General features: G+C 66.3%; 26 protein-coding genes. 17 read left to right on the forward strand and 9 right to left on the reverse strand.

The window, feature by feature from the left end:
- Nucleotides 1–1038 (reverse strand): uroporphyrinogen decarboxylase, encoded by a 1038-nt coding sequence (gene hemE / locus KP010_RS08900; RefSeq protein ID WP_142862893.1) that lies wholly within the window; start codon nt 1036–1038, stop codon nt 1–3.
- Nucleotides 1039–1509: 471 nt separating this feature from the next.
- Here hemE and KP010_RS08905 point away from each other — a divergent pair, with 471 nt between their 5' ends.
- The 3 genes from KP010_RS08905 to dnaQ are packed head-to-tail and all read left to right on the forward strand — an operon-like array spanning nt 1510 to nt 3521.
- On the forward strand, nt 1510–2142 hold the full coding sequence (locus KP010_RS08905) for a nucleoside triphosphate pyrophosphatase (protein WP_281405374.1): 633 nt from the start codon (nt 1510–1512) through the stop codon (nt 2140–2142).
- Nucleotides 2139–2759: a dephospho-CoA kinase gene (coaE, locus tag KP010_RS08910; protein ID WP_142862891.1), complete on the forward strand. Its 621-nt coding sequence runs from the start codon at nt 2139–2141 to the stop codon at nt 2757–2759. The genes KP010_RS08905 and coaE overlap by 4 nt, the downstream gene beginning before the upstream one ends.
- Nucleotides 2760–2780: 21 nt before the next feature.
- Nucleotides 2781–3521 carry a DNA polymerase III subunit epsilon gene (gene dnaQ / locus KP010_RS08915; protein WP_142862890.1) on the forward strand — a complete coding sequence of 247 codons (741 nt, stop codon included), beginning with the start codon at nt 2781–2783 and terminating at the stop codon, nt 3519–3521.
- A 19-nt stretch (nt 3522–3540) separates the two neighbouring features.
- On the opposite strand, the gene secB is transcribed toward dnaQ, so the two are convergent.
- Together secB and KP010_RS08925 are read right to left on the reverse strand one after the other, a co-directional pair.
- Nucleotides 3541–4020, reverse strand: coding sequence for a protein-export chaperone SecB (secB, locus tag KP010_RS08920; protein WP_108915474.1), 480 nt, complete (start codon nt 4018–4020; stop codon nt 3541–3543).
- A gap of 274 nt (nt 4021–4294) precedes the next feature.
- Complete coding sequence (locus KP010_RS08925; protein WP_142862889.1) at nt 4295–4702, reverse strand: hypothetical protein; 408 nt, start codon at nt 4700–4702, stop codon at nt 4295–4297.
- 194 nt (nt 4703–4896) lie between these two features.
- Between KP010_RS08925 and KP010_RS08930 the strand changes: the two genes are divergently transcribed.
- Both KP010_RS08930 and KP010_RS08935 read left to right on the forward strand, forming a co-directional pair.
- A complete protein-coding gene (locus tag KP010_RS08930; RefSeq protein WP_343219790.1) occupies nt 4897–5184 on the forward strand; it encodes a type II toxin-antitoxin system ParD family antitoxin in 288 nt (95 codons plus the stop codon).
- Between the two features lie 4 nt (nt 5185–5188).
- Nucleotides 5189–5491, forward strand: coding sequence for a type II toxin-antitoxin system RelE/ParE family toxin (locus KP010_RS08935; RefSeq protein WP_142862887.1), 303 nt, complete (start codon nt 5189–5191; stop codon nt 5489–5491).
- Nucleotides 5492–5999: 508 nt separating this feature from the next.
- Here KP010_RS08935 and KP010_RS08940 read toward each other — a convergent pair.
- The gene (locus KP010_RS08940; protein WP_108915472.1) at nt 6000–6467 is read right to left on the reverse strand and encodes an FxsA family protein; all 468 of its coding nucleotides are present in this window, start codon (nt 6465–6467) and stop codon (nt 6000–6002) included.
- 106 nt (nt 6468–6573) lie between these two features.
- On the opposite strand from KP010_RS08940, the gene KP010_RS08945 reads away from it, so the two are divergent.
- Genes KP010_RS08945 through KP010_RS08955 form a run of 3 tightly spaced genes read left to right on the forward strand, consistent with a single transcriptional unit; the run spans nt 6574 to nt 8946 of the window.
- Entirely contained in the window at nt 6574–7263 is a 690-nt protein-coding gene (locus tag KP010_RS08945) for a Tim44/TimA family putative adaptor protein (protein ID WP_108915471.1), read from the forward strand.
- Nucleotides 7264–7274: 11 nt separating this feature from the next.
- Nucleotides 7275–8387, forward strand: a complete 1113-nt coding sequence (locus tag KP010_RS08950) for a murein transglycosylase A (protein WP_142862886.1) — start codon at nt 7275–7277, stop codon at nt 8385–8387.
- A complete protein-coding gene (locus tag KP010_RS08955) occupies nt 8380–8946 on the forward strand; it encodes a Smr/MutS family protein (protein WP_216280747.1) in 567 nt (188 codons plus the stop codon). Before KP010_RS08950 ends, KP010_RS08955 begins: the two co-directional genes overlap by 8 nt.
- 49 nt (nt 8947–8995) lie before the next feature.
- On the opposite strand, the gene KP010_RS08960 is transcribed toward KP010_RS08955, so the two are convergent.
- From KP010_RS08960 to KP010_RS08970, 3 genes are all read right to left on the reverse strand, one after another.
- Entirely contained in the window at nt 8996–10387 is a 1392-nt protein-coding gene (locus KP010_RS08960; RefSeq protein ID WP_142862884.1) for a heme biosynthesis protein HemY, read from the reverse strand.
- 101 nt (nt 10388–10488) lie between these two features.
- Nucleotides 10489–11934 (reverse strand): COG4223 family protein, encoded by a 1446-nt coding sequence (locus KP010_RS08965; protein ID WP_142862883.1) that lies wholly within the window; start codon nt 11932–11934, stop codon nt 10489–10491.
- A gap of 100 nt (nt 11935–12034) precedes the next feature.
- Nucleotides 12035–12895, reverse strand: a complete 861-nt coding sequence (locus KP010_RS08970) for a CoA ester lyase (RefSeq protein WP_142862882.1) — start codon at nt 12893–12895, stop codon at nt 12035–12037.
- A gap of 93 nt (nt 12896–12988) precedes the next feature.
- Between KP010_RS08970 and KP010_RS08975 the strand changes: the two genes are divergently transcribed.
- The 3 genes from KP010_RS08975 to KP010_RS08985 are packed head-to-tail and all read left to right on the forward strand — an operon-like array spanning nt 12989 to nt 15126.
- Nucleotides 12989–13708, forward strand: coding sequence for a carbonic anhydrase (locus KP010_RS08975; RefSeq protein ID WP_108915465.1), 720 nt, complete (start codon nt 12989–12991; stop codon nt 13706–13708).
- Nucleotides 13709–13711: 3 nt separating this feature from the next.
- Nucleotides 13712–14590: a TIGR01459 family HAD-type hydrolase gene (locus KP010_RS08980; protein WP_108915464.1), complete on the forward strand. Its 879-nt coding sequence runs from the start codon at nt 13712–13714 to the stop codon at nt 14588–14590.
- Between the two features lie 59 nt (nt 14591–14649).
- Complete coding sequence (locus KP010_RS08985) at nt 14650–15126, forward strand: MaoC family dehydratase (protein WP_108915622.1); 477 nt, start codon at nt 14650–14652, stop codon at nt 15124–15126.
- A gap of 11 nt (nt 15127–15137) precedes the next feature.
- Here the strand turns inward: KP010_RS08985 and KP010_RS08990 are convergent, their stop codons facing one another.
- Nucleotides 15138–15386: a hypothetical protein gene (locus tag KP010_RS08990; RefSeq protein WP_142862881.1), complete on the reverse strand. Its 249-nt coding sequence runs from the start codon at nt 15384–15386 to the stop codon at nt 15138–15140.
- A 271-nt stretch (nt 15387–15657) separates the two neighbouring features.
- Between KP010_RS08990 and KP010_RS08995 the strand changes: the two genes are divergently transcribed.
- Entirely contained in the window at nt 15658–16257 is a 600-nt protein-coding gene (locus KP010_RS08995) for a hypothetical protein (protein ID WP_142862880.1), read from the forward strand.
- 6 nt (nt 16258–16263) lie between these two features.
- On the opposite strand, the gene KP010_RS09000 is transcribed toward KP010_RS08995, so the two are convergent.
- Nucleotides 16264–17160, reverse strand: a complete 897-nt coding sequence (locus KP010_RS09000) for a polysaccharide deacetylase family protein (protein ID WP_185966494.1) — start codon at nt 17158–17160, stop codon at nt 16264–16266.
- Nucleotides 17161–17254: 94 nt separating this feature from the next.
- Between KP010_RS09000 and mgtE the strand changes: the two genes are divergently transcribed.
- From mgtE to KP010_RS09025, 5 genes are all read left to right on the forward strand, one after another.
- Nucleotides 17255–18667, forward strand: a complete 1413-nt coding sequence (gene mgtE, locus KP010_RS09005; protein WP_142862879.1) for a magnesium transporter — start codon at nt 17255–17257, stop codon at nt 18665–18667.
- Nucleotides 18668–18750: 83 nt separating this feature from the next.
- Nucleotides 18751–19710 carry a GH25 family lysozyme gene (locus tag KP010_RS09010; RefSeq protein WP_142862878.1) on the forward strand — a complete coding sequence of 320 codons (960 nt, stop codon included), beginning with the start codon at nt 18751–18753 and terminating at the stop codon, nt 19708–19710.
- Nucleotides 19711–19889: 179 nt separating this feature from the next.
- Entirely contained in the window at nt 19890–20315 is a 426-nt protein-coding gene (locus KP010_RS09015) for a hypothetical protein (protein WP_142862877.1), read from the forward strand.
- Nucleotides 20316–20343: 28 nt separating this feature from the next.
- On the forward strand, nt 20344–20619 hold the full coding sequence (locus KP010_RS09020; RefSeq protein ID WP_108915458.1) for a DUF6460 domain-containing protein: 276 nt from the start codon (nt 20344–20346) through the stop codon (nt 20617–20619).
- 104 nt (nt 20620–20723) lie between these two features.
- Nucleotides 20724–20954 (forward strand): DUF1737 domain-containing protein, encoded by a 231-nt coding sequence (locus tag KP010_RS09025; RefSeq protein ID WP_142862876.1) that lies wholly within the window; start codon nt 20724–20726, stop codon nt 20952–20954.
- Nucleotides 20955–20958 lie beyond the last annotated feature (4 nt).

The following is a 20958-nucleotide window of genomic DNA, read 5'->3' on the forward strand; positions in this document are numbered from 1 at the left end:
TCAATTTCCTGCTCTGCGAACGCGCTCGATCAATTGCGAGACATGCTCTAGCGGGGTCTCCGGCAAAACGCCGTGGCCCAGGTTGAAAATATGCGGGCGCCCCGCGAAGCTCTGCAAGATCGAATCGATCTCGCGATCGAGCGCCGCTCCGCCGGCGAGAAGAGCGAGCGGATCGAGATTTCCCTGTAGCGCCGGCCCGGCGGGAATATGCTTCGCCGCCCAGACGGGATCGATCGCCGTATCCAGCCCCAGCGCGTCGGCGCCGAGCGTTTCCGCGAGACCCGGCAGATGCGTCGCCCCGCCCCGCGCGAAAGCGATGATCGGAACGCCAGGACGGGCCTCCTTCACCTTGTCGATGATCTTTTTCAGCGGCGCCGCCACCCAGCGCTCGAATTCCTGCGGCGGCAGCACGCCCGCCCAGCTGTCGAAAATCTGTAGCGTCTCGACGCCGGCGTCGATCTGCCGAATGAGATAAGCGACCGAGGCTTCGACCAATATATCGATGAGCCGCGCGAAAGCCTCCGGCCGGCGATAGGCGAAGAGCCGCGCCGGCGCCTGATCCGGCGTGCCGCGGCCGGCGATCATATAGCTCGCAACCGTCCAAGGCGCGCCACAAAAGCCGATGAAGGCCACCGAGCTCGGCAGCTCGCCCTTCACCCGGTCGATCGTCTCGAAAACGGACGCGAGCTTGCCGATGTCGAAGCTACCCGAAAGAGCGTCGATGTCGCTGTCGTTCTCGAGGGGAACGAGCCGCGGGCCATGGCCCGACTCGAACCAGACCTTCTGCCCCAGCGCGTCCGGCACGACGAGAATATCGCTGAACAAAATCGCCGCGTCGAAGCCGAAGCGCTCGATCGGCTGCAAAGTGATCCGCGCCGCCGTCCGCGGATTGTAGCAGGTGTCGAGAAAACTGCCGGCCTTGGCGCGCAGCTCCTGATATTCCGGGAGATAACGGCCAGCCTGCCGCATCAGCCAAATCGGCGGAATGGCGCGCGCTTCGCCGCGTAGAACGTCGAGGAGCGGCTTACGATCACTCATTGCGCTTTGGCTCCGGCAAGGTCGGGAAACGGTTGGGGAAGCGACGTCTGGCGCTCGTCCTGTCATTGGAGCTAACCCAAAACGACACAAAAAGAAAATTCAATCTTTAAGAGATTTTTTTGATTTTATTGACGGTTCGTTAACGGAAGTTAATTTTCGTCAACCTTTTATCCACATGTTACGGAGCGCGAGCACGGCTGTAGAGCGATTCCCGGCGTCTTTGTGGACAAGACGGTAAATGATTTATGAACAAATGCTTGCGAGCCGATTCCCACATGCTGTCCTTTTGATGGCGGAGAATCTAGCCTTCCAATGGCCGCGCTGACGTTTATCCCCCGCCTATTTACGCCTGTTGATCGGCGCGCCACGATATGCGCAGCTGTCCACACGCCTCCGGTCGGCGGCGCTATTTTTCCCCATAATGCCCGTGATCACGCTCGGGCTGTGGGCTGCGAAGCGGAGGAGGCTTCGGTGTCGCAGGATGGTTCCGCCGCTTTCTGGCTCGCCGCCGAGCCGCTGATTCTCGCCTCCAAGAGCAAAGGCCGACGCATGGCTCTGGAGCAGAGCGGCCTCCCCTTTCTCATTCATCCGGCCGAGATCGACGAGCGCGCCATCGAGACGGAGGTCGTCGCGGCGGGCGGCGACGCGGACGCGGTGGCTGCGCGATTGGCGCGCGACAAGGCCTCGCTCGTGTCGCGCGCGCGGCCCGGAGCGCTGGTCGTCGGCGCCGATCAGGTGGCGAGCTGCGAGGGCCGCCGATTCGGCAAGCCCGCGACTGTCGCCGCCGCCGCCGAGCAGCTGCGCTATCTGTCCGGCCGCACGCATCGCCTGCATTCCGCCATCGCCCTAGCGCGCGACGGACACATAATCTTCGAAACCCTCGCCCATGCGGATTTGACGATGCGCGCCGTTTCGAGCGAGTTTCTCGCCCGTTATCTCGACAGCGTCGCCGAGGAAGCGACGACCAGCGCCGGCGCCTATCAGATCGAAGGTCTCGGCGTGCATCTCTTCGAGTGCGTCGCCGGGGATCATTGGACGATCGTCGGATTGCCGATGCTGCCCTTGCTCGCGGCGCTCCGCCGTGAAGGCGCGCTTCTCTCATGAAGGCCGAAACCTCGACCCGCCCTCTCGTCATCGGCCTCACCGGCTCGATCGGCATGGGCAAATCGACGACGGCCGATCTCTTCCGCGCCGAAGGCGTCCCCGTCTATGATTCCGATCGCGCCGTGCATGAAATTTATCGTGGTCCCGCGGCGGCGCGCATAGAAGAGATGTTTCCAGGAACCACTGTCGACGGTGTTGTCGATCGCGCCCGCCTCGCCGCCCGCGTGCTCGGCGATTCGGAGGCGCTTCGCCGTCTCGAAGCATTGGTGCATCCGCTCGTCGCCGCCGGCCGCGATGACTTTCTGGAGAATTGCCGCCGCGCCGGCGAGCGATTTGCCGTCTTCGACATTCCGCTGCTCTTTGAAATCGGCGCGCAAAAGGATGTCGACGCCGTCGTCGTCGTCTCGGCCCCGCCGGACGTCCAGCGTTCGCGCGTGCTCGCGCGCCCCGGCATGACGGAAGAAAAATTCGCGGCCATTCTCGCCAAGCAGACGCCCGACGCCGAAAAGCGCGCCGGCGCCGATTTCGTGGTGCATAGCGAGCGCGGATTGGATTCCGCTCGGCGGGAAGTTCGGCTAATTCTCGAGGAGCTGGCGCGGCGAGAGCCGTCGCGCTGATCCTTTCGAGAGAGGCGAGCAATGCGTGAGATCGTCTTCGACACGGAGACGACCGGTCTCGACCCGACCAAAGGTCATCGCATCGTCGAGATCGGCGCCGTCGAGATTTCCAATCTCATCCCCTCCGGCCGCACTTTCCATTTCTATCTCGATCCAGAACGCGACATGCCGGAGGAGGCGTTTCGCGTGCATGGCCTCTCCTCGGCCTTTCTCACCGGCCAGAAGAAATTTCGCGAAATCGCGCAGAGCTTTCTCGAATTCGTCGGCGACGCCGCCCTCGTCGCGCACAATGCCGAATTCGACATGCGCTTCGTCAATTTCGAGCTCGGCCTGTTGGGGATGGAGGCGATCCCCTTCGATCGCGTCGTCGATACGCTGACCCTCGCCCGCCGCCGGCATCCGGGCGCCTCCAACACGCTGGACGCGCTCTGCCAGCGTTATGGCGTCGATCTCACGCGCCGCGACAAGCATGGCGCGCTGCTGGACGCCGGCCTGCTGGCGGAAGTCTATGCGGAGCTGATGGGCGGCCGCCAATCCGCGCTGATATTGCAAGCGGACGCCGCGACTCTGGCGGAAGCTGGCGGCGGCGAATTGCTGCGCAGCCGTCCCCAAAAACTCGCGCCGCTGCTCACCGAGGCGGAGCGCGCCGCGCATGAGGCCTTCGTCGCCAAGCTCGGCAAGGAGCCGATGTGGCTGCGCTATTTCGCGCAGCCGGAAGAGATGGAGGCGGGATTTGCCTCGGGAATAGAGAAGCGAGCCTGAGCGGCTCGCTCCCGTAAACTCAGTTGGCGTTGGCGGGAGCCTGCTGCTCCTGGGCCGCGCGCTGCTGATAGAGCGCGAAAAAGTCGATCGGATCGACATAGAGGGGCGGGAAGCCGCCATTGCGCGTGGCGTCGGCGACGACCTGGCGCAGAAAGGGGAACAGAAGCCGCGGGCATTCGATCATCACGATCGGATGAATTTGCTCGGCGGGAATATTCACGAGGCGGAACACGCCGCCGTAATCGACCTCGAGCTTGAACAGCGCCTCGCCGCCCTCGGTGGCGGAGGCTTCCAGCGTCACCGAGACTTCGAAATCCTCGGGCGACAGCTGCTTGGCGTTCACATTGACCTGAATGCCGATGTCCGGCGGATTCTGGCGCGGCTGCAAGGAGCGCGGCGCATTGGGATTCTCGAAGGAGAGATCTTTCACATATTGCACGAGCACATTGAGCGCCGGGGCGCCGGTCGGGCCGGAGCCGTTTCCATTCGTATCGGTCATCGTCGAACTCCCTGCCGATTTCGGCTCCCGACAGGCCCGACGGAATGGCGGCGCCTGCCACGGCGCCCGCCTAACACGTCCCCTCGCCTGCGACAACGGGATTTGCCGTCGAGCCGAGCGATCGGGTGAAAGAGAAGCGGCTCCCGGAAAGGCGTTCCACCTTCGCGATGCGATCACCCGGAAACCATAGGAATCCGACGGCGGGTAGCGCCTCGGCTCGAATTTCGCCGATGCGCCGGGAGTGGAGGTTCGCCCGACCGTCGGAGGGGCGCGATCAGGCCAGCCATGCCAACTCGGCATCCTGAGCCGCGACGTAGATAAACGCATTCCAGTCCCGGACGAATATCCAATTTACAAAGCAGCCCACAGGCGTGGAAGGCAATGTCGGAGATGGTGGTATGGTAAGCGTTTCAACAGAACCAACGTCGATCGTGACTTCGCCTTTAACGTTGTAAGGGTAGCCAGCGGATGGCGGCTCGCAGACAAAAAAAACCAAGCCCGATAGAGACACCTCTGCTTGCCTATATGCTTCACGGTCGGCGGCAGAGACGGCGTCGCAATCGCCCATCCAGATTTCGAGCGATAGCTTCGCCTCGCGTTTTACATAGTCGATCGTGACGACCTTCAACGCGGAGTCGTGAAATCCGTTCGGTAGCGAAGCCGCAAGATCATCAAGGGTCATGAGTATGAGCCTGCCACAGGACGGCGAAGTCGCACAGGGCTATGTAACCGTACAAACGCAAGACTTTTGCAAAAAACTCCGCGCCCTTGCTTTTTAAAAGCTTTCGAGGTGCAAAAGCTTGTTACAAAACGCTGGCGGCCCCGCGTTCAAATGCCTAAATATAGCAAATTTTGCTATTGTTAGGCATTCATGCTATGATGCTCAAAATGGAGGCGCATTCCATGAACATGAACGTATCCCTCACCGACGAACTGGCGGAATTCATCAAGGCCAAGGTCGCGGGCGGGCGCTACAGCTCGTCGAGCGAGGTTGTCCGCGAAGCCTTGCGGATCATGGAGAAGGCCGAGCGGCAGGAGGCTGAAAAGCTCAGGCTTCTACGGCAGGCTTGGCAGGAAGGCATCGACAGCGGCGACGCGGGCAATCTCGATTTTTCCGAATTGAAGAAGCAAGCACGCGCACGAAGAGCCGCTGCAAAAGCGTGACCGAGTGGCCAAACTGCATTACACGCGCCGCGCGCGCGAAGACCTTATCGATATCTGGCTTTATATCGCACCCCGAAACTCCGATGCGTTAGCCGATGCGATCTATGATCGCATCGAGGAAAGTTGCGCCCGCCTGGCCCAGCATCCGCAGCTTGGGCGGACGCGCCCCGAGATCGCGCCCGATGCGCGCGCCTTGGTGGTCGAGCGTTGGCTGGCGCTTTATCGTCTGACGGATTATGGGGCGCAGATTGTGCGTATCGTCGACGGTGCGCGCGATCTTGCCGCGATCGAATGGCCGCCCGAATAAGGCTCCTTGTCCGGAAGCCGAATCCCCCTGCTCTCGCCCCCTTGACATAACCTGAAAATATTCCTATCGCCCCCGCCGACGCAAGAGCGCGTTTCTCGGGTCAGGGAACGCGGGCGGGGGCGGCTCCATCCGGGACGGCGACCCCCGTCCATGGACAGGCGGCGCGTCGCCGGAACGGCGTTTCTCTCCCGTCCATAGGGAAGAGCGAGAGCCGTTCCGTGAGCCCAAGCCTTCGGAAGCGATCGGATCTTGAATGCGAAAGCCCAGGATTCGCGGGTCTGAATGCGCCTCGGGACGTCGACGAGAAGGCGAAGCCGCGTTTCGGGACGCTCCGAAACCGACAGAATTTTTATAGCGCTGCGGCCGAAAGGGGCCGGAGCGTCCCGAACCGCCCCTCCTCTCCCGCCGCCGCGAGGCGCCGGGCGCTTCGGCGCGGGCGGACGACCGTCCTATCTCGAGGCGCATATTGGAAACGTTGCGGCCCGGACGGCCGCGGCGTCTCACCCGATCAAACGACTTTCGCGGATGGCGCGCGCCGCGCGCGGACGCGGCGCTTGGGGCCTTCATCGACGATCGCTTTCCATTCGCCGGGCGAAAGATCGATCGTCTGCGGACCCTTGCGCTCGGTCTTGCCGCGGATGCGATCGGCGACATGGGCGCGCACCGACGGCGATTTCAGCGCCAGTCCGACGAGATCGGAGGCGAAGCCGGGCAGGATCAGCAGCAGCGAGCCGACCGCCTCGAGACCTCCGTCCAGCAGAGCGACGCCCGATTTCAGCTCCTCGCGGGGCTGTCCGATGCGGCCGCGCAGATAGACGAACAGACGCTTGACGTCGGCCAGTCCCAGCAGCGTCGTGCCGACCCCGAGCGCGACCGCCGCCAGCACGCCGAGAAATTGCACGACGAGCACGAAGGCGACGATCTCGACGAAGAGCCAGCCGGTCAGCACATAGGCGAGGAGTTTCGACTTGTTCACGTCGCTGCGCCCTCCATCCCATCGCCGATGGTCCGGCGAGGGGTTGATTCGTGACATCTGGGACGCGACATGATACCGGACAATCCCTGCGACTGGGAGACGCCCTTTGTCGGGATCCGATTTCGACCCCTCCATCTTGGTCTTCGCCGCTCTGGCGGCTTTCGTCGTCTGGAAATTGTGGTCCGTCCTCGGCGTTCGCGTCGATCGGGAAGGCCCCGCTTCCGATCGCGCCGGCCCGGCCCGGCGGATCGGCCCCGCTCCGCAAAATTCCGCTTTCGCTCCGGCGCCGGCTTCCGGCCCGCTCGACGCCGACCGCTGGAAAGGCCTCGCCGAATCCGGCAGCAACGGCTGGCGCGGCCTGGACCAGATCGCCGCTTCCGATCGCGGCTTCTTCGCCCCGGCTTTCGTCGATGGCGCGAAGAAAGCCTATGGCATGGTCGTCGAGGCTTTCGCCAAGGGCGATCGCGACACGCTGCGAAATCTTCTCTCGACCGAAGTCTTCGACAGTTTCGCCGGCGAGATCGCCGCGCGCGAGCGGCGCAATGAAACGGCCGAGGCCCATGTCGTCTCCATAGATTCGGCGACGGTGGAGGACGCCAAGGTCGAGTTCGGCAAGGCGCAGATCACGCTTCGTTTCGTCGTCAAGCTCCAATCGGTCCGCCGCGACAGCGCCGGCGCCGTGATCGAAGGCGACCCCGAGCGTCCGCTCGCAATCGTCGACCTCTGGACTTTCGCGCGCGATGTCGCGTCGCGTGATCCGAATTGGAAGCTCGTGGCGACCGAAACGGTCCATTAGGCGGATCGAGAGTGGCGTCCGACGATATCGATCCGATCGGTTTCGATTCGATCGACGCTTTCTTTCGGGACGATTTGCGCGAGGTCTTCCACGTCTTCCGACGCTCGGCCGCCGTCACTCTTTCTGGGGCGCCGCCGCTGCGCCCGGCGCTGCCGGCCGATGACGCTCTGGTCCGCGTCTGCCGCATCGCTCTGTCGATGGATGCGGACACACTCTCGCAAGGCGCCGCGCGCGATTTTTTCATTGCGCATTTCCGGCCGTTTCGCCTGCGCACGCCGGGATTCGTCACCGCCTATTACGAGCCTGTGATCGAGGCGCGGGAAACGCCCGAGGCCGAGTTCCGCACGCCCGTTCCCGCCCGGCCCGCCGATCTCGTCACTTTGAACGAGACGCCCATTCGCGGCGAGGCGGGCGAAACGCTCACCTCCGCCCGGCGCCGCGCGGATGGGGGCCTCGAGCCCTATCCCGATCGCCGCGCATTGGAGGAGGGCCCGCTCGAAATCCGGCCGAAGCCCATCGCCTTCGTGCGCGACAGGGTCGAGCTGTTTCTCATTCAAGTGCAGGGTTCGGCGCGGCTGCGTTTTCCAGACGGCCGCGAATTACCGCTCACCTATGACGGCCGCAATGGCCGGCCCTATACGTCGATCGGCCGCCTGCTCATCGAGCGCGGGCGCGTGCCGCAGAGCGAAATGTCGCTCGATCGGCTGAAGGCGGAGATCCGCGCGCTCGGCCAGGAAGAGGGCGAGCCCGGCGCGCGGCTGATGCAGGAGAATCGCTCCTATGTCTTCTTCCGCGCCGATCGCTCGCCGGAGCGGCGCGACGGGCCGATCGGCGGCGAAGGCTGCGCGCTGACGCCGCTGCGCTCCATCGCGGTGGATCGCGCGCTGTGGAGCTATGGCCTGCCCTTCTGGATCGGCGCGACATTGCCCTGGCGCAGCGCGACGCCCGAACCTTTCGAGCGGCTGATGATCGCGCAGGATACGGGCTCGGCGATTTTGGGACCGGCCCGCGCCGATCTTTTTTTCGGCGCCGGGGACGAGGCCGGGACGCTCGCCGGGCTGGTGCGCCACGGCGCCGAATTCACCGTGCTGCTGCCGCGGGCCGCGGAGCGCGGCGATGGCTGATCCGCCGCGCGACGCGCGCCGTTCGCGTTTTCTGTCCAAGGAAGAGGTCGAGCTGTGGAACAAGGTGACGGCCGATGTTCGGCCGACCCGCGCGCGGCGCCGACCGCCCGAGGAGCAGCCCATCGACGCTCCCGAGTCGAAGAAGGGCGCCGCCGCGACGCCGGCCGTTCCGGTCTCGCCGCCGGCCGAGAAAAAGCAGCGGCCCCGTCCGGCGCCGCCGCCGGCGGAAATCGATCACCGCACGCGCACGAAATTGCGTCGCGGCCGCCTGGAGGTGGAGGCCAAGCTCGATCTCCACGGCCTGCGCCAGGCCGAGGCGCAGACCGCGCTCTATGATTTTCTGCGCCGCGCTCAGGCGGCGGGCGCGCGCATGGCGATCGTGGTGACGGGCAAGGGCGTTCGCAGCGAGGAGGGCGGCGTGCTGCGCCGGCTCGCGCCAATGTGGCTGAGCGCGCCGGCCATGCGCGATCTCGTCGTCGGATTCGGCGAGGCGGCGCGCAATCACGGCGGCGAGGGCGCGCTCTATGTGCAGATCAGGCGCCCGCGCGGGATGAAATAGCAGCAGGCGACGACGCGAGCCGGAAGGCTCGTATCGCCCACGTTCGCAATCAGGCGGTCGCGCCTTCCTCTTCCGCTTTCGCCTCCAGCAGCCGTTCCGGCCGGGTCAAAAAAGCGGCGGGAATATCGGCGCGGGCGTCCTCGGTCGGGCCGCGGACGGGCTCGGGCGGCGTCGCCCAGACGAAGGCGTCGAGCTTTCCCGTGACCGGCGAGGCCGGCGCCCAGCGCCGCGAGATGACGCCATCGGCGATCCAGGCCGGATCGCGCGGCGCGCGCGAGCCGCGGGCCAGCCATTCGCGCACCGGCCCGCTGGGGCCGTTCTCGGCGTCCTCGAGCTCCGCCATCAGCAGGCAGACCTGAGCGGTCGGCGTCTTGCCCTCGGCGACGAGGGGGGCGAGCGCCTTGCGCGCCGAAGCGAAATCGCGCGCCGCCAGCGCCGCGCGGGCGACCAGAATTCCCGCTTCCGGCGAATGCGAGGCGGCGGCGGCGAATTTCTTCACCCGCGCCAGACGCTCGGCGTTGGATTCGCTCGGCGCCACTTCGAGAAACGCCTCGGCGATGTCGGGGTGCGGCTGTTCGGCATAGGCCTTCTCGAGAAGCTTCAACGCTTTGGCGCTGTCGCCATGATGGGCGAGCAGCCGCCCGATCAGCGCGACGGCGGGCGTAAGATCGGGCGCGCGCTTCACCGCCTGCCGGGCGAGATGCAGCGCTTCGCTCGGATGCTCCGCCTGTTTCTCCAGCGCCAAAGCGGTTTCCACCACGGCGCGCAGACGCTGCGCTGTCGGCAGATCGATGGCCTTGGCTTTCAGATTGGCTTCGATGGCTATGCGCGCCTCTTCCCAATTGGCCTGCGCGCCGTGATGCTCGAGCAGCGCATGGCCGGCCCAGGGCAGCGGCGTGAGCTGATGCGCCTGATCGGCGAAATGATGGGCGGCCTCTTCGTCCTTGCGGCGCTTGGCCTCTATGTGCAGCCCGCGCAGGCCGAGCAGCCGCGTTTCGGAGAGTTGCGTCATTTCGTGAAAGGCGGTCTCGGCGCCGACGCGATCGCCCTCGAGCTGCGCCACTTGCGCGCGCAGCAGATAGGTCAGCGGCTCCTTGTCGAGATTTTTGACCGCTTCCCTGGCGGCGCGTTTGGCCTCGGCGAGATGGCCGGCGCCGGCCGCCACAATGCCGCGCGAGAGCGCCTGAAAACCTCTTTCGCGGCGTTTGGCGCGTGAGCCCTGCTTCAGCCGCGCCGGCGCCTGGAAGAAATAGACGATGATCGCCCAGGCGATGATGATCGCCGCGATCGTCGCGATCAGCGCCGCCGCCCCGACGACGAGCGACGTCTCTATGTGATAGCCGCCCCAGTCGAGCGTTATCGAACCCGGCTGCTCGATGAGCCAATGCAGGCCGATGGACAGAGCGGCCAGCGCCGCAATGAAAAAGAGCAGCAGAATCATGGGTCGTCGATCCTCGCCTCGGTTCTGAGCGCTTCTGCCCAGACTTTTGTTTCAGCAGGATTTCCCATCGGAAAACAGTTTCCGATCGTCGTAAACCCCGCTCAGTTCTTGGATTTGGCCAGCGCGTCCAGGGCGCCGGCGAGAATGGAGGCCGCAGCCTTCTCGGCCTCCACGCGGCGGCGGGCCGCCTCTTCCCACTCGCGCGCGACCGTTTTGGCGTCGTCCGGGAATTCCGCGAAGGCGGCGAGCGCCGTCTCGATCTCGCCGCGATCGAGCGCCGCCTCCAGTTTCGCGGCAATGTCGCCGATCGAGGCTTTTTCCTTCTCCGCCGCAGTGCGCACCTTCACCAGCTTCGAGGCGCCCTGCAGCAGCCGGTCGGCCAGAGGCGCGTCGGGTTTCAGCTCGACGGAGGCTTCGAGTTTGCGAATCAGCGGATGGAAGGAGGCGCGCAGCGCCCGCGCGTCCGGCGCGCCTTTCTCGGCCGAAGGCGCGAGAGCGGCGAGCGCGCCCGGGTCCGCGCCATGGGCGGCGAGAACGGCGTATTCGGAGGCGAAGGGACCGCCGCGATCGAGCGCCCGTTGCAGCGAATGCGCGACGACGACGATGGTCGCGGGATTGGGGCCTTTGGCCTCTTCCGGCGCGGCGGCCACGGGAGCGGGCGGCGGCGGAGGCTCCACTTCGCGCGGGGCGCGAGTCTCGTCCTTGGCGGTTTCGAGCTTCTCGCGCAGCGATTTCACCTCGTCCGAGAGCCAGTCGATGCGGCCTTCGAGGCCGGCGACATTATCCTCGGCGTCTCGAATCTTTTGGTCTTGCGCCTTTTGATCCTGAGCCGGCGGCTCCGAGCGAGCGGGCCGGGCGCCGGCGTCCGCCTGTTCCGCCAGCGCCAAGGCCGAGCGAGCGATCCGCTCCAATTCGTCGATGCGCTGCGTCAGCGCCTCGATCCGCGCGTCGAGGATGGGGGCGGCGGGCTCCGCCACGGGCGTTCGGGCCGGCGGCTCGGGAGGTGCGACCGGGGCCGCCGCGGGCGCAGACCGGGTGACGACAGCCTCTGCGGGAGCGCGCGGCGCGGGGATCGGCTCCGGCGGCTTCGCCTCGACCGGAGCCGGCTTCGCGGGCGCCTCGATTTCACGGCGCGCGATCGGGGCAGGGGGACTCGTAGGCGCAGCGGGCTTTGCGGCCTTGCCCGTCCATTTCACGACGGTCTCGCGCAGCGCTGTGACGAGCTTCTCCGGCCGCGCGAATGTTTCGTCCACGATCGTGGCGAAGGCGGCGAGCTTCTCATGCTTGTCGCGGAAGCGATAGGCGGCGATCGACCCCGCGGTCGCCAGCAGGCCGAGCGTCGCCGCCAGCAGGGTGAAGCGATGCCAGTTCTTGCGGCGCGGTTTCGGCGCCGGCGCGGCCTCGCTCGCGGGCGCCGAAATTGCTTCCCCCTCGGGGCGCTCGGGTTCGGCGGGACGAGCGACGCTCGTCGTCGTCCAGACGTCGTCGGACGCCTTTTCCGAGGCTTCGTGGCCATCTGCTGCGGGGTCTTTGTCGTGCTGCGCCATGTTTCGGGGGCTCCTCGCCGCAGCCCCTTATAGACGAGGCGGACATTCCGCGAAACATCCGCCGCTTCGTTCCAGGCTCATCGCGCCCGGAATTTAGCGCTCACGGCGCGCCGGAAAGCGCCAATGTCCGCCGCGCGCCGTCGAGATGCAGGCGCTCCACCATCCGCCCGTCGATCTGCGCGACGCCGATCGCCGTATTCTCGGGCGCGTCGAACAGCTCGACGATCTTGCGCGCGAATTCGATCTCGGCCGGCGAGGGCGCGAAGACCTCGTTGACCGTGGCGATCTGGCCCGGATGGATCAGCATCTTGCCGTCCATGCCGAGGTCGCGGCCCTGCTCGGCCTCGCGGCGCAGCCCTTCGAGATCGTTGAAATCATTGTAGATGCCGTCGATGATATCGACATTGTGCAGACGCGCCGCCAGCACCGAGGCGGAGAGCCAGGCGACGAGCGCCGGCCGGCCCGGCGTCAGTCTCGCGCGCGTCGATTTGGCGATGTCGTTCGGCCCCAGCATCATGGCGGAGAGCGGCGCCTCCTGCGCGGCGCTCGCGATCTTCTCTATGTCGAAGAGCGCGCGCGGCGTCTCGATCATCGCCCAGAGCGTGGTGTGGGCGGGGGCGCCGGCGGCTTTCATATCGCGCGCGGCGCGCAGAATATCGTCCCGGCTATTGGCCTTGGGGACGACGATGGCGTCCGGCCCCGCGGCCGCGACGGCGGCGATGTCGGCCGCATACCAGGGCGAATCGAAGACATTGACGCGCACGACGATCTCGCGGGAGCCATAGCCGCCGCCCTTCACCGCGGCGACGACCTGCTCGCGCGCCGCCTCCTTGGCGGCCTCGGCGACCCCGTCCTCGAGCTCGAACATCAGCACATCGGCTGCGAGCGTCTTGCCCTTCTCCAGCGCTCTGGCGTTGGAACCCGGCATGGCCAGCACGCTGCGTCGCGGTCGCGAAATCATGGCTCTGTTTTTCTCCCCTTGCCTCGTCGGTCGCGCTCCACAATAAAGGAGCCGCCGCCGGCGCGCCATCGCCGGCCGTCACGAGGAGTGAATATGACCGAAGCCGGCCCGACAGAGCAGCCCGGCGACATTCTCCCCGTCCATCTCGCGAAAGGCTATGAGACCTTTCTGTCCGGGCGGTTTCGCGGCGAGCAGCAGCGGTTCCACGAGCTCGCCGCCGGCGGCCAGAAGCCGCGGACGATGGTCATCGGCTGCTGCGATTCCCGCGTCGCGCCGGAGGCGATCTTCGACGCCGGGCCGGGCGAGCTGTTCGTCATTCGCAATGTCGGCAATCTCGTGCCGCCCTATGCGCCGAACAATGATTATCACGGCACGTCGGCCGCGCTGGAATATGCGGTGATGGCGCTGAAGGTGAATCATCTCGTCATCCTCGGCCACGCTCAATGCGGCGGCGTGCGCGCCTATGCGGAGAGCCAGGCCGATCCCTACACGCGGCCGCTCTCGGCCGGCGATTTCATCGGCAGCTGGATCAAGCTGCTGGCCCCGGCCGCCGAGCGCGCCGGCGCAATTCCCGATCCCGTCACGTCCGATTACATCGAGCGGCTGGCGTTCGAATCGATCAAGCAGGGCATCGCCAATCTGCGCAGCTTTCCCTGGATCGCGACGCTGGAGCAGCGCCATTATCTCTCGCTGCACGGCGCCTATTTCGGCGTGATGGACGGCAGGCTGCTCGTGCTGGACGAAGCCTCGGGCGAATTCTCGCAGATCGCGCCGCAGGCCCATGCCGCCGCCTTCGCGCAGCCGCGGTTTTAAAAAATGTCCATTCCGCAAATATCCGGCCTGTCGCAGCTCGCCGATCGCTATGACGCGATCCTCTGCGACGTCTGGGGCGTGCTCATCGACGGCCGCTCGCATTTTCCCGCCGCCGCTGCGGCGCTGGAAAAATTCCGCGCGCGCGGGGGCAGAGTGGCGCTGGTCACCAACGCCTCGCGTCCGAGCGAGGAGGTCGGCCGGCAGCTCGACGGGCTCGGCCTGCCGCGCGTGGCCTATGACGATCTCGTCAGCGCCGGGCAATTGACGCTGGAGCAGATGGTCGTGCGCGAGGGAGAAGCGTGCCATCACCTCGGCCCGCCGCGCGACAATGGGCTTTTCGAGGCCGCCGATCGGCTGCTCGGCGGAAAATTCCGCCGCGTTCCACTCGAAGACGCCGATTATGTCGTCTGCACCGGGCTCATCGACGAAAGACGCGAGACGCCCGACGACTATCTGAAAACGTTGGAATATATGCGCGAGCGCGGCCTGCCCATGCTCTGCGCCAATCCCGACATCGTGGTCGGAATCGCCGGGGAGCTGGTCTATTGCGCCGGCGCTCTGGCCGAGCGTTACGCCGCGCTGGGCGGCGAGGTGGTGATGGCCGGAAAGCCCCATCCGCCGATCTATGCCGCCGCTCTCGGCCGCATCGCCGCTCTCGCCGGCGAGGCCCCCGCCCGCGTTCTCGCCATAGGCGACGGCGTGGCTACGGATTTGCTTGGAGCTTCCCGCGCCGGCCTCGACTCGCTGTTCCTGACCGAGGGCGTGCATCGCGACGAGCTCTATCCGCCGCCGGAGCGCCGGCTGGACGTCGCCGCAATGGAGGCGCTCCTGGCCCGGGCCGGAGTCAAACCGGTTGCATTTGCGCCGTTTCTGGTGTGGTAGATGGAGAAACGGCCCAGCGGCCTCTTCCGCTGGGCGACAATTGGCCGGTGACCGCATCCATGTCGACGCCCTTCAAGACCTATTATTTCGAAGACCTCGCCGTCGGAATGCGCGAGACCTTGATGAAGGCCGTCATGGATGACGATGTGATCGCCTTCGCCGATCTCTCCGGCGACCGCAATCCGATCCATTTGTCGGACCATTTCGCCAGCAAGACGCGCTTCGGCGAGCGCATCGTGCACGGCCTCTACACGGCCGCGCTGATCTCCACCGTCATCGGCATGTATCTGCCGGGGCCTGGCGCGGTCTATCTGTCGCAGACGCTCAATTTCCGCGCCCCGGTCAAGATCGGCGACGTGATCCATGTCGTGGTCGAGATCGTCGAGCTGATCGAGAAGGGCCGCCGCGCCCGTCTTCATTGCGAATGCCTCGTCGACGGCAAGGTGGTGCTGGACGGCGAGGCCTGGGTCATGGTGCCGAGCCGCGAGCAGGCGACCCGCGCCGCGCAATTGGCCAAGCCCGCCGCCTCGGCTTAGGGCGCGAGGCTCTAACGGCCTTCGTCTTCCTCGTCTGCGGCCAGCACGGCGACGATTTGTCCGGCGCGCTCGCCGAGCGGTCGGCCGGGCCCGAAAATATCCCTGTCCCCGGAGAGCCAGAGCGAGGCGTCCTCGATTTCGGCGAGCGTCGGCGCGAGCGCGAGGATCGCCACGAGCTTCTCGTCGTCGAGCGCTCCGAGAACGCCGCGAATGTCGGCGGCGCTCGCATGGGTCGGCGTCTCTTCGGGGATTTGCGTCAAATCGGCCTCCCGCTCGGGCTGTGAGCGATCGCGAGCTGTGAGCAATCACGACATGGGCCGGCCCTTCCGGCGCCGAACAAGCGCCCTTTTTCGCCGCCACGCTCACGCAAGAAAAACACCTGCGCGCGCAGCAGCATAGAAGGCGAGACCGGCACGGCTCGGACCTGGCCTTTCACGCGCAGGCGCGTCGAGACGAAATTTATGGCGGTCCGCTCCGAATGACAGGATGATGAGCGCGCGATCCCGCGACAGCCGCCGAGGAGAGAGGGATATGAAGGTAAGGCTCCCGCTGCTCGGCGCTCTGTTCGGCGCCGGCCTCGCCCCGACGGCCGGGGCGGGCGATCTCGGCTATCCGGCGTCGGCGCTCGCGGAATTTTCGGCCAAGCCGCGCGCTTCCTTCGACAATGCGCCGCCGCTCGCTCCCGCGCCCTTCGCCTCGCCCTTCGTCGCGGACCAGAGCGCGGCCTCGCCGCCGCCGGCCGCTCCGCCTGTCACGGCGCAGGCCGAGGCCGCGCCCGCCGCGTCTTCGCCCAAGCAAGCCCCGTCAGAGCAAACGCCCGCGGAGGAAACGCTCCCTGAGCGAGCGCCTTCCGAGTCCTCGCCGGCGGCGACGACCGGGCTCGACGAATATGAGGCGCGCTGCTTCGTGAAGCTCGAGGGCAGGGTCGTGACCGCCAGGCCGTGCCGCATATTGCGCGAGAAGGACAGGGAAGTGATCTTCCAGATCGAGGACGGGCCGCTGACGATCAAGCTGCGGCAAGGCCGCGTCTGGACCGCGCGGCTCAAGGACCGCGATCTCGGCATTGTCTATAGGACCGGCCCCTGCTGGGGGGCGAAGGGCTTCTACGCCTGCGACCGCGGGAAGCTCTGATCTCTCTCACTGCGATTTGACGCCTCGGCCTTCCTCCTGCGGCTCGCTGCGCAGGCCCTTGGGGCCGAGCGTCTTGGCGATGATCGCCTCGGTCGCCGAGGTCCAGCCGGGCTTCGCATGGACGATCGGCGTCGGCCCGTCGCCGGGGACGATGTGAACGAGGCGGAAGCCGCGCGCTTTCAGCTGGCGCAGAAATTCCGGCATCATCGCGGCCGTGGAGGGCCGCGGATCGTGGAACAGCACGATACCCTTTCCCGCCGCCTCCAATCGCGACATCACCAGCTCCAGCTCGGCGCGCGGCGTCATCTCCTGCCAGTCGGAGGCCCAGAGATCGGCGCCGAAGACGGCGACGTCGTGATCTTCGAGCCAGCGCACCAGCTCCGGCGTGTCGGCGAAGCCCGGAAAGCGGAAGAAAGGAAAATGCGGGCTGTCGGCGGGCGGAAAGCCCGCCGCGGCGTCGACCGCCCGAAAGCCTTTTTCTATGTCGGCCTGCGCCGCTCCCTCGCTCATCAGCCGCAGCGTGCGCGCCGGGTGGCTGTAGGAATGATGGCCGGCGTTGTGCCCCTCGGCGACGATGCGCCGAACCAGCGCCGGCGCTTCCGTCGCATGAGCGCCGACGAGGAAGAAGGTCGCCCGCGCGCATTCCGCCTTCAGCGCATCCAGCACACGATCGGTCGCGCCATGGGCCGGGCCGTCGTCGAAGGTGAGGACGACCTCGTGATCGGCGAGCGCCAGCGTGCGCGGATAGGTCTGCAGACCGAGCGCCAATCCCTCGCTTCCGTCGATCGCGATCGTCCGCGAGACGCCCAGAGCCTGCGCGCCGCATTCGGCCGCGCCGGCGGCGGCGGGCATGAGAGCGAGCAGAGCCGCAGTAAGACGAAAGAGAGTCGAAAGAACATGCATAGGCGGTTTGCTTTCCCGGCGCGGCGCGTTATGGGAGCCCTGTCCCGGTCTCGCCGGCCCGTTGGCTCCCCTCGCGCATCGATCAGGCCCCCATATGTCGCAAGACCATGAAAAATCGGCGCCTGCGGAAGGAAATTTTCGCGACGAGGAAACCGGCGAGCCGCGCGCCGATTTCGTCGCCGCGGTGGAAGAGGCCATCGCCGAAGGCGATTCCGGCCATGTGAAGGAGCTGGTCTCCCCGCTCCACGAGGCGGATGTCGGCGCGCTGATCGAATTGCTCGATCACGAGGAACGCCCGCGCCTCGTCGAGCTGATGGGCGATGAATTCGATTTCGCCGCTCTGACCGAGATCGGCGAGACGACGCGCGAGGAGATTCTCGAGGAGCTGCCGGTCGCGACGCTCGCCGAGGCGATGCGCGAGCTCGAGAGCGACGACGCCGTCGCCATTCTGGAGACGCTGGAGCCCGAGGAGCAGGCGCAGGTCCTGGAGGCGCTGCCGGCGCAAGAGCGCATCGTGCTGCGCCGCTCGCTGGAGGCCGCCGAGGGCACGGCCGGGCGCCTGATGCAGACGACGCTGATCGCCGTGCCGCCCTTCTGGTCGGCGGGCGAGGTGCTCGATTTCTTCCGCGCCACCGAGCCGGACGAGCTGCCCGACAATTTCTTCGAGGTCTTCGTCGTCGATCCGGCCTATCGGCTGCTCGGCACGGTTTTTCTCGACGCGCTGGTGCGCGCCCATCCCAAGACGCGCGTCGAGGAGATCATGCAGGCGGACCGCCGCCGCGTGCAATTCGACGAGGACACCGAGGAAGTGGCGCGCCTCTTCGAGCGCTATAATCTCGTCTCCGTTCCCGTGGTGGACGAGGCGGAGCGGCTCGTCGGCGTCATCACCATCGACGACGTCGTCGACGTCATTCAGGAGGCGGCCTCCGAGGAGATCAAGGCGCTCGGCGGCGTCAGCCCGGACGAGGAGCTGACCGACAGCTTCTGGTGGATCGTCAAGAGCCGCTTTTTGTGGCTGCTCATCAATCTCGGCACCGCCTTCATCTCGGCGAGCGTGCTGAAGACCTTCGAATCGCAGCTGCAGCAGATGGTGGCGCTCGCCGTGCTCGCGCCCATCGTCGCCAGCCAGGGCGGCAATTCGGCAACGCAGACGATGACGGTGACGGTGCGGGCGCTGGCGACGCGCGAGCTCTCGCGCTCCAACGCGCTTCGCATCATAATGCGCGAGCTGGCGACGGGGGCCTTCAATGGCGCGGCTTTCGGCCTGCTCACCGGGCTCGTCGCGGCCAATTGGTTTCAGACCTTCGGCCTCGGCCCGGTGATGGCGCTGGCCATGTTCACCAATCTCGCCGCCGGCGCGCTGGGCGGCATTCTGGTGCCCATGCTGCTCGAGCGCTGGAAGGTCGATCCGGCCGTCGCCTCCGGCTCCTTCGTCACGACAGTGACCGATGTCGTCGGCTATGGTTCCTTTCTCACCATCGCCACATTATGGTTCCGGCTCGGATGAGTCGCGCGGCCGAGCCTGCGGCGAATCACGCGGGCTTTTGGGAATTAACGCTTCGTTACCGGCTTGCGGGATATTTTCGCGCAATGCGATCGAACGAAATTTTCGCGGCTGCGGCCGCCCTCCTTCTCTGCCCGGCGCTCGCCGGCTGCGGCAGCGCCGTCGACCCGAGCTATAGCGGCCGTCCGCGCTTTTCGACCAGCGCGCCGCTGGTCAACACGCGCAAGGATCCGACCTATCTCGCTTATGCGGTGCCGGAGTCGCAGCTGCACGCCTATCCGGCGACGCGCAGCGCCGAATTCTCCGTGCATGGCGTCGACGTCTCCAAATATCAGGGCGACATCGACTGGCAGGCGGTGAAGGAATCGGGCGTCGCCTTCGCCTTCATCAAGGCGACCGAGGGCGGCGACGCGCTCGACTCCAAGTTCCAGCGCAATTGGGCGGCGGCCAAGGCGGCCGGCGTGCCGCGCGGCGCCTATCATTTCGTCTACTGGTGCCGGCCTCCGCATGAGGAGACCGGCTTCTTCAAATCGGTGGTGCCGGTGGAGCCTGACGCGCTGCCGCCGGTGCTGGATGTGGAGGCGACGCCCACATCGCGCAGCTGCAAGCGCACGCTCTATCGCGAGGAAGTGCTGCGCGACATGCGCGTCATGCTAGAGGATATGGAGCGCCATTACGGCAAGAAGCCGATCATCTACAGCTCGGTGGATTTCTATCAGGCGATCCTGCATTCCGGCGCGCTTTCGGAATATCCGATCTGGGTGCGCTCGACGAAATATCATCCGGCGGTGCGCTATGGCGACCGCAAATGGACCTTCTGGCAATATCGCTCCGACGGACATGTTCCCGGAATTCCCGTCGCCGTGGATCAGAACACATTCAACGGCAGCCATGGCCAATGGCGCGAATGGCTCGCCGGCCAGACCGGGCTGAAGGCGCAGCCGGTCGCGACCGCGGCGGCCAAGCCGATCGACGATCGCGGCATAGAGAGATTGATCGAGGAGGATCCGGCGATGCTCCCCTCCGCGATGAAAAACGCGCAGTGACGGGCTCGAGCTCACCGTGACGCCGCGGTCCGATGAATTGAGATGTCTCGAGAAGCGCGCCTGCTGAGCGATCGGGAGCTGAAAATATCGGCGAAGCCGCCCTATTGACGCGCTCCGTCCCGCTCGCCACATCGGAGCGGGGCCTCGAGGGACGGCCTCCTCAACCCGGTCGGAGCCCGATGCGCGTCATTTCCCTCGTCTTTTTCGCCGCCCTGCTCGCCGCCGGCGCGGCGCGGGCGCAAGCTCCCGCGGCCGAGCCGCCGCAAAGCGAGGCCGGCCGCTTCGCCATGAGTCCGGCGGAGGGCGGAATGCTGCGGCTCGACAAGCAGACCGGCGCGGTCTCCTTCTGCACTGTGGAGGGCGGGCTCTCCGTCTGCCGCGTCGCGGCCGAGGAGCGCGACGCGCTTCAGGGCGAGATCGAGCGTCTCGTCCGCGAGAACGCCGAATTGCGCGCCAAGCTTCCGGGCGCCGCTCCCGAGGCCGCGCCGCGCAAGGGACTGCCGGGAGAGGAGGAGTTCGAGCGCGCCCTCTCCTTTACCGAGCGATTCCTGCGGCGCATGATGAAGCTCTTCCGCGAGGAGGCTCCCAAGGGCGAGAGCCTCTGAGCCGCGCAATCGAGAGCAAAGGACGCGCATGGCCTCCAATAGTCGACTCAATGATTTTCTCGGCGGCTCGCCGCTGCAGGTGCTCGTCAAGCTGCTGTTCGTCTCGCTCGTCGTCGGCGCGCTGCTGATGTGGCTCGAGATCGAGCCCATGGACCTCGTCCATGGCGCGCGGCGATTCTTCGATCGCATCTCCTCGCTCGGCTTCGGCGCGGTGCATACGGTCATCGGCTATGTCGTCACCGGCGCGGTGATCGTGGTGCCGATCTGGCTCGTGTTGCGGCTGTTCAATTCCGGGCGGCGCTGACCGCTCGCAGAAAATCCTTGCGCCGAGCGGCCGGCGCGCGGATGACGGCGCGAGCGCGCCGGCGAATCGTCCGTCGAGGCGCGGGGAAAGTTCGAGGAAACGAAATGTCCGCTCATCTCGGCAAGAGATCGACCGTCTATCGCTATCTGACCGGTCCCGACGACGCCGAATTCTGCAAGCGCGTCACCGAGGCGCTGAGCCTCGGCTGGTCGCTCTACGGCTCGCCGACGCTGACCTTCGACGCGGCGAAAGGCCGGGTGATCTGCGGCCAGGCGATCACCAAGGACGTCTATGATTTCACCTATACGCCGGATGTGACTCTCTCCGAGCTGTGACAGG

The organism is Methylosinus sp. KRF6 (assembly GCF_018887255.1).
Taxonomy (GTDB): Bacteria; Pseudomonadota; Alphaproteobacteria; order Rhizobiales; family Beijerinckiaceae; genus Methylosinus; species Methylosinus sporium.

Coding starts and splice junctions, on each gene's coding strand:
- hemE (WP_142862893.1), bottom strand. CDS start 1,038: ATGAGTGATCGTAAGCCGCTCCTCGACGTTCTACGCGGCGAAGCGCGC.
- coaE (WP_142862891.1), top strand. CDS start 2,139: ATGAAGGCCGAAACCTCGACCCGCCCTCTCGTCATCGGCCTCACCGGC.
- dnaQ (WP_142862890.1), top strand. CDS start 2,781: ATGCGTGAGATCGTCTTCGACACGGAGACGACCGGTCTCGACCCGACC.
- secB (WP_108915474.1), bottom strand. CDS start 4,020: ATGACCGATACGAATGGAAACGGCTCCGGCCCGACCGGCGCCCCGGCG.
- KP010_RS08925 (WP_142862889.1), bottom strand. CDS start 4,702: ATGACCCTTGATGATCTTGCGGCTTCGCTACCGAACGGATTTCACGAC.
- KP010_RS08930 (WP_343219790.1), top strand. CDS start 4,897: ATGATGCTCAAAATGGAGGCGCATTCCATGAACATGAACGTATCCCTC.
- KP010_RS08955 (WP_216280747.1), top strand. CDS start 8,380: ATGGCTGATCCGCCGCGCGACGCGCGCCGTTCGCGTTTTCTGTCCAAG.
- KP010_RS08960 (WP_142862884.1), bottom strand. CDS start 10,387: ATGATTCTGCTGCTCTTTTTCATTGCGGCGCTGGCCGCTCTGTCCATC.
- KP010_RS08965 (WP_142862883.1), bottom strand. CDS start 11,934: ATGGCGCAGCACGACAAAGACCCCGCAGCAGATGGCCACGAAGCCTCG.
- KP010_RS08970 (WP_142862882.1), bottom strand. CDS start 12,895: ATGATTTCGCGACCGCGACGCAGCGTGCTGGCCATGCCGGGTTCCAAC.
- KP010_RS08975 (WP_108915465.1), top strand. CDS start 12,989: ATGACCGAAGCCGGCCCGACAGAGCAGCCCGGCGACATTCTCCCCGTC.
- KP010_RS08980 (WP_108915464.1), top strand. CDS start 13,712: ATGTCCATTCCGCAAATATCCGGCCTGTCGCAGCTCGCCGATCGCTAT.
- KP010_RS08985 (WP_108915622.1), top strand. CDS start 14,650: ATGTCGACGCCCTTCAAGACCTATTATTTCGAAGACCTCGCCGTCGGA.
- KP010_RS08995 (WP_142862880.1), top strand. CDS start 15,658: ATGAAGGTAAGGCTCCCGCTGCTCGGCGCTCTGTTCGGCGCCGGCCTC.
- KP010_RS09000 (WP_185966494.1), bottom strand. CDS start 17,160: ATGCATGTTCTTTCGACTCTCTTTCGTCTTACTGCGGCTCTGCTCGCT.
- mgtE (WP_142862879.1), top strand. CDS start 17,255: ATGTCGCAAGACCATGAAAAATCGGCGCCTGCGGAAGGAAATTTTCGC.
- KP010_RS09010 (WP_142862878.1), top strand. CDS start 18,751: ATGCGATCGAACGAAATTTTCGCGGCTGCGGCCGCCCTCCTTCTCTGC.
- KP010_RS09015 (WP_142862877.1), top strand. CDS start 19,890: ATGCGCGTCATTTCCCTCGTCTTTTTCGCCGCCCTGCTCGCCGCCGGC.
- KP010_RS09020 (WP_108915458.1), top strand. CDS start 20,344: ATGGCCTCCAATAGTCGACTCAATGATTTTCTCGGCGGCTCGCCGCTG.
- KP010_RS09025 (WP_142862876.1), top strand. CDS start 20,724: ATGTCCGCTCATCTCGGCAAGAGATCGACCGTCTATCGCTATCTGACC.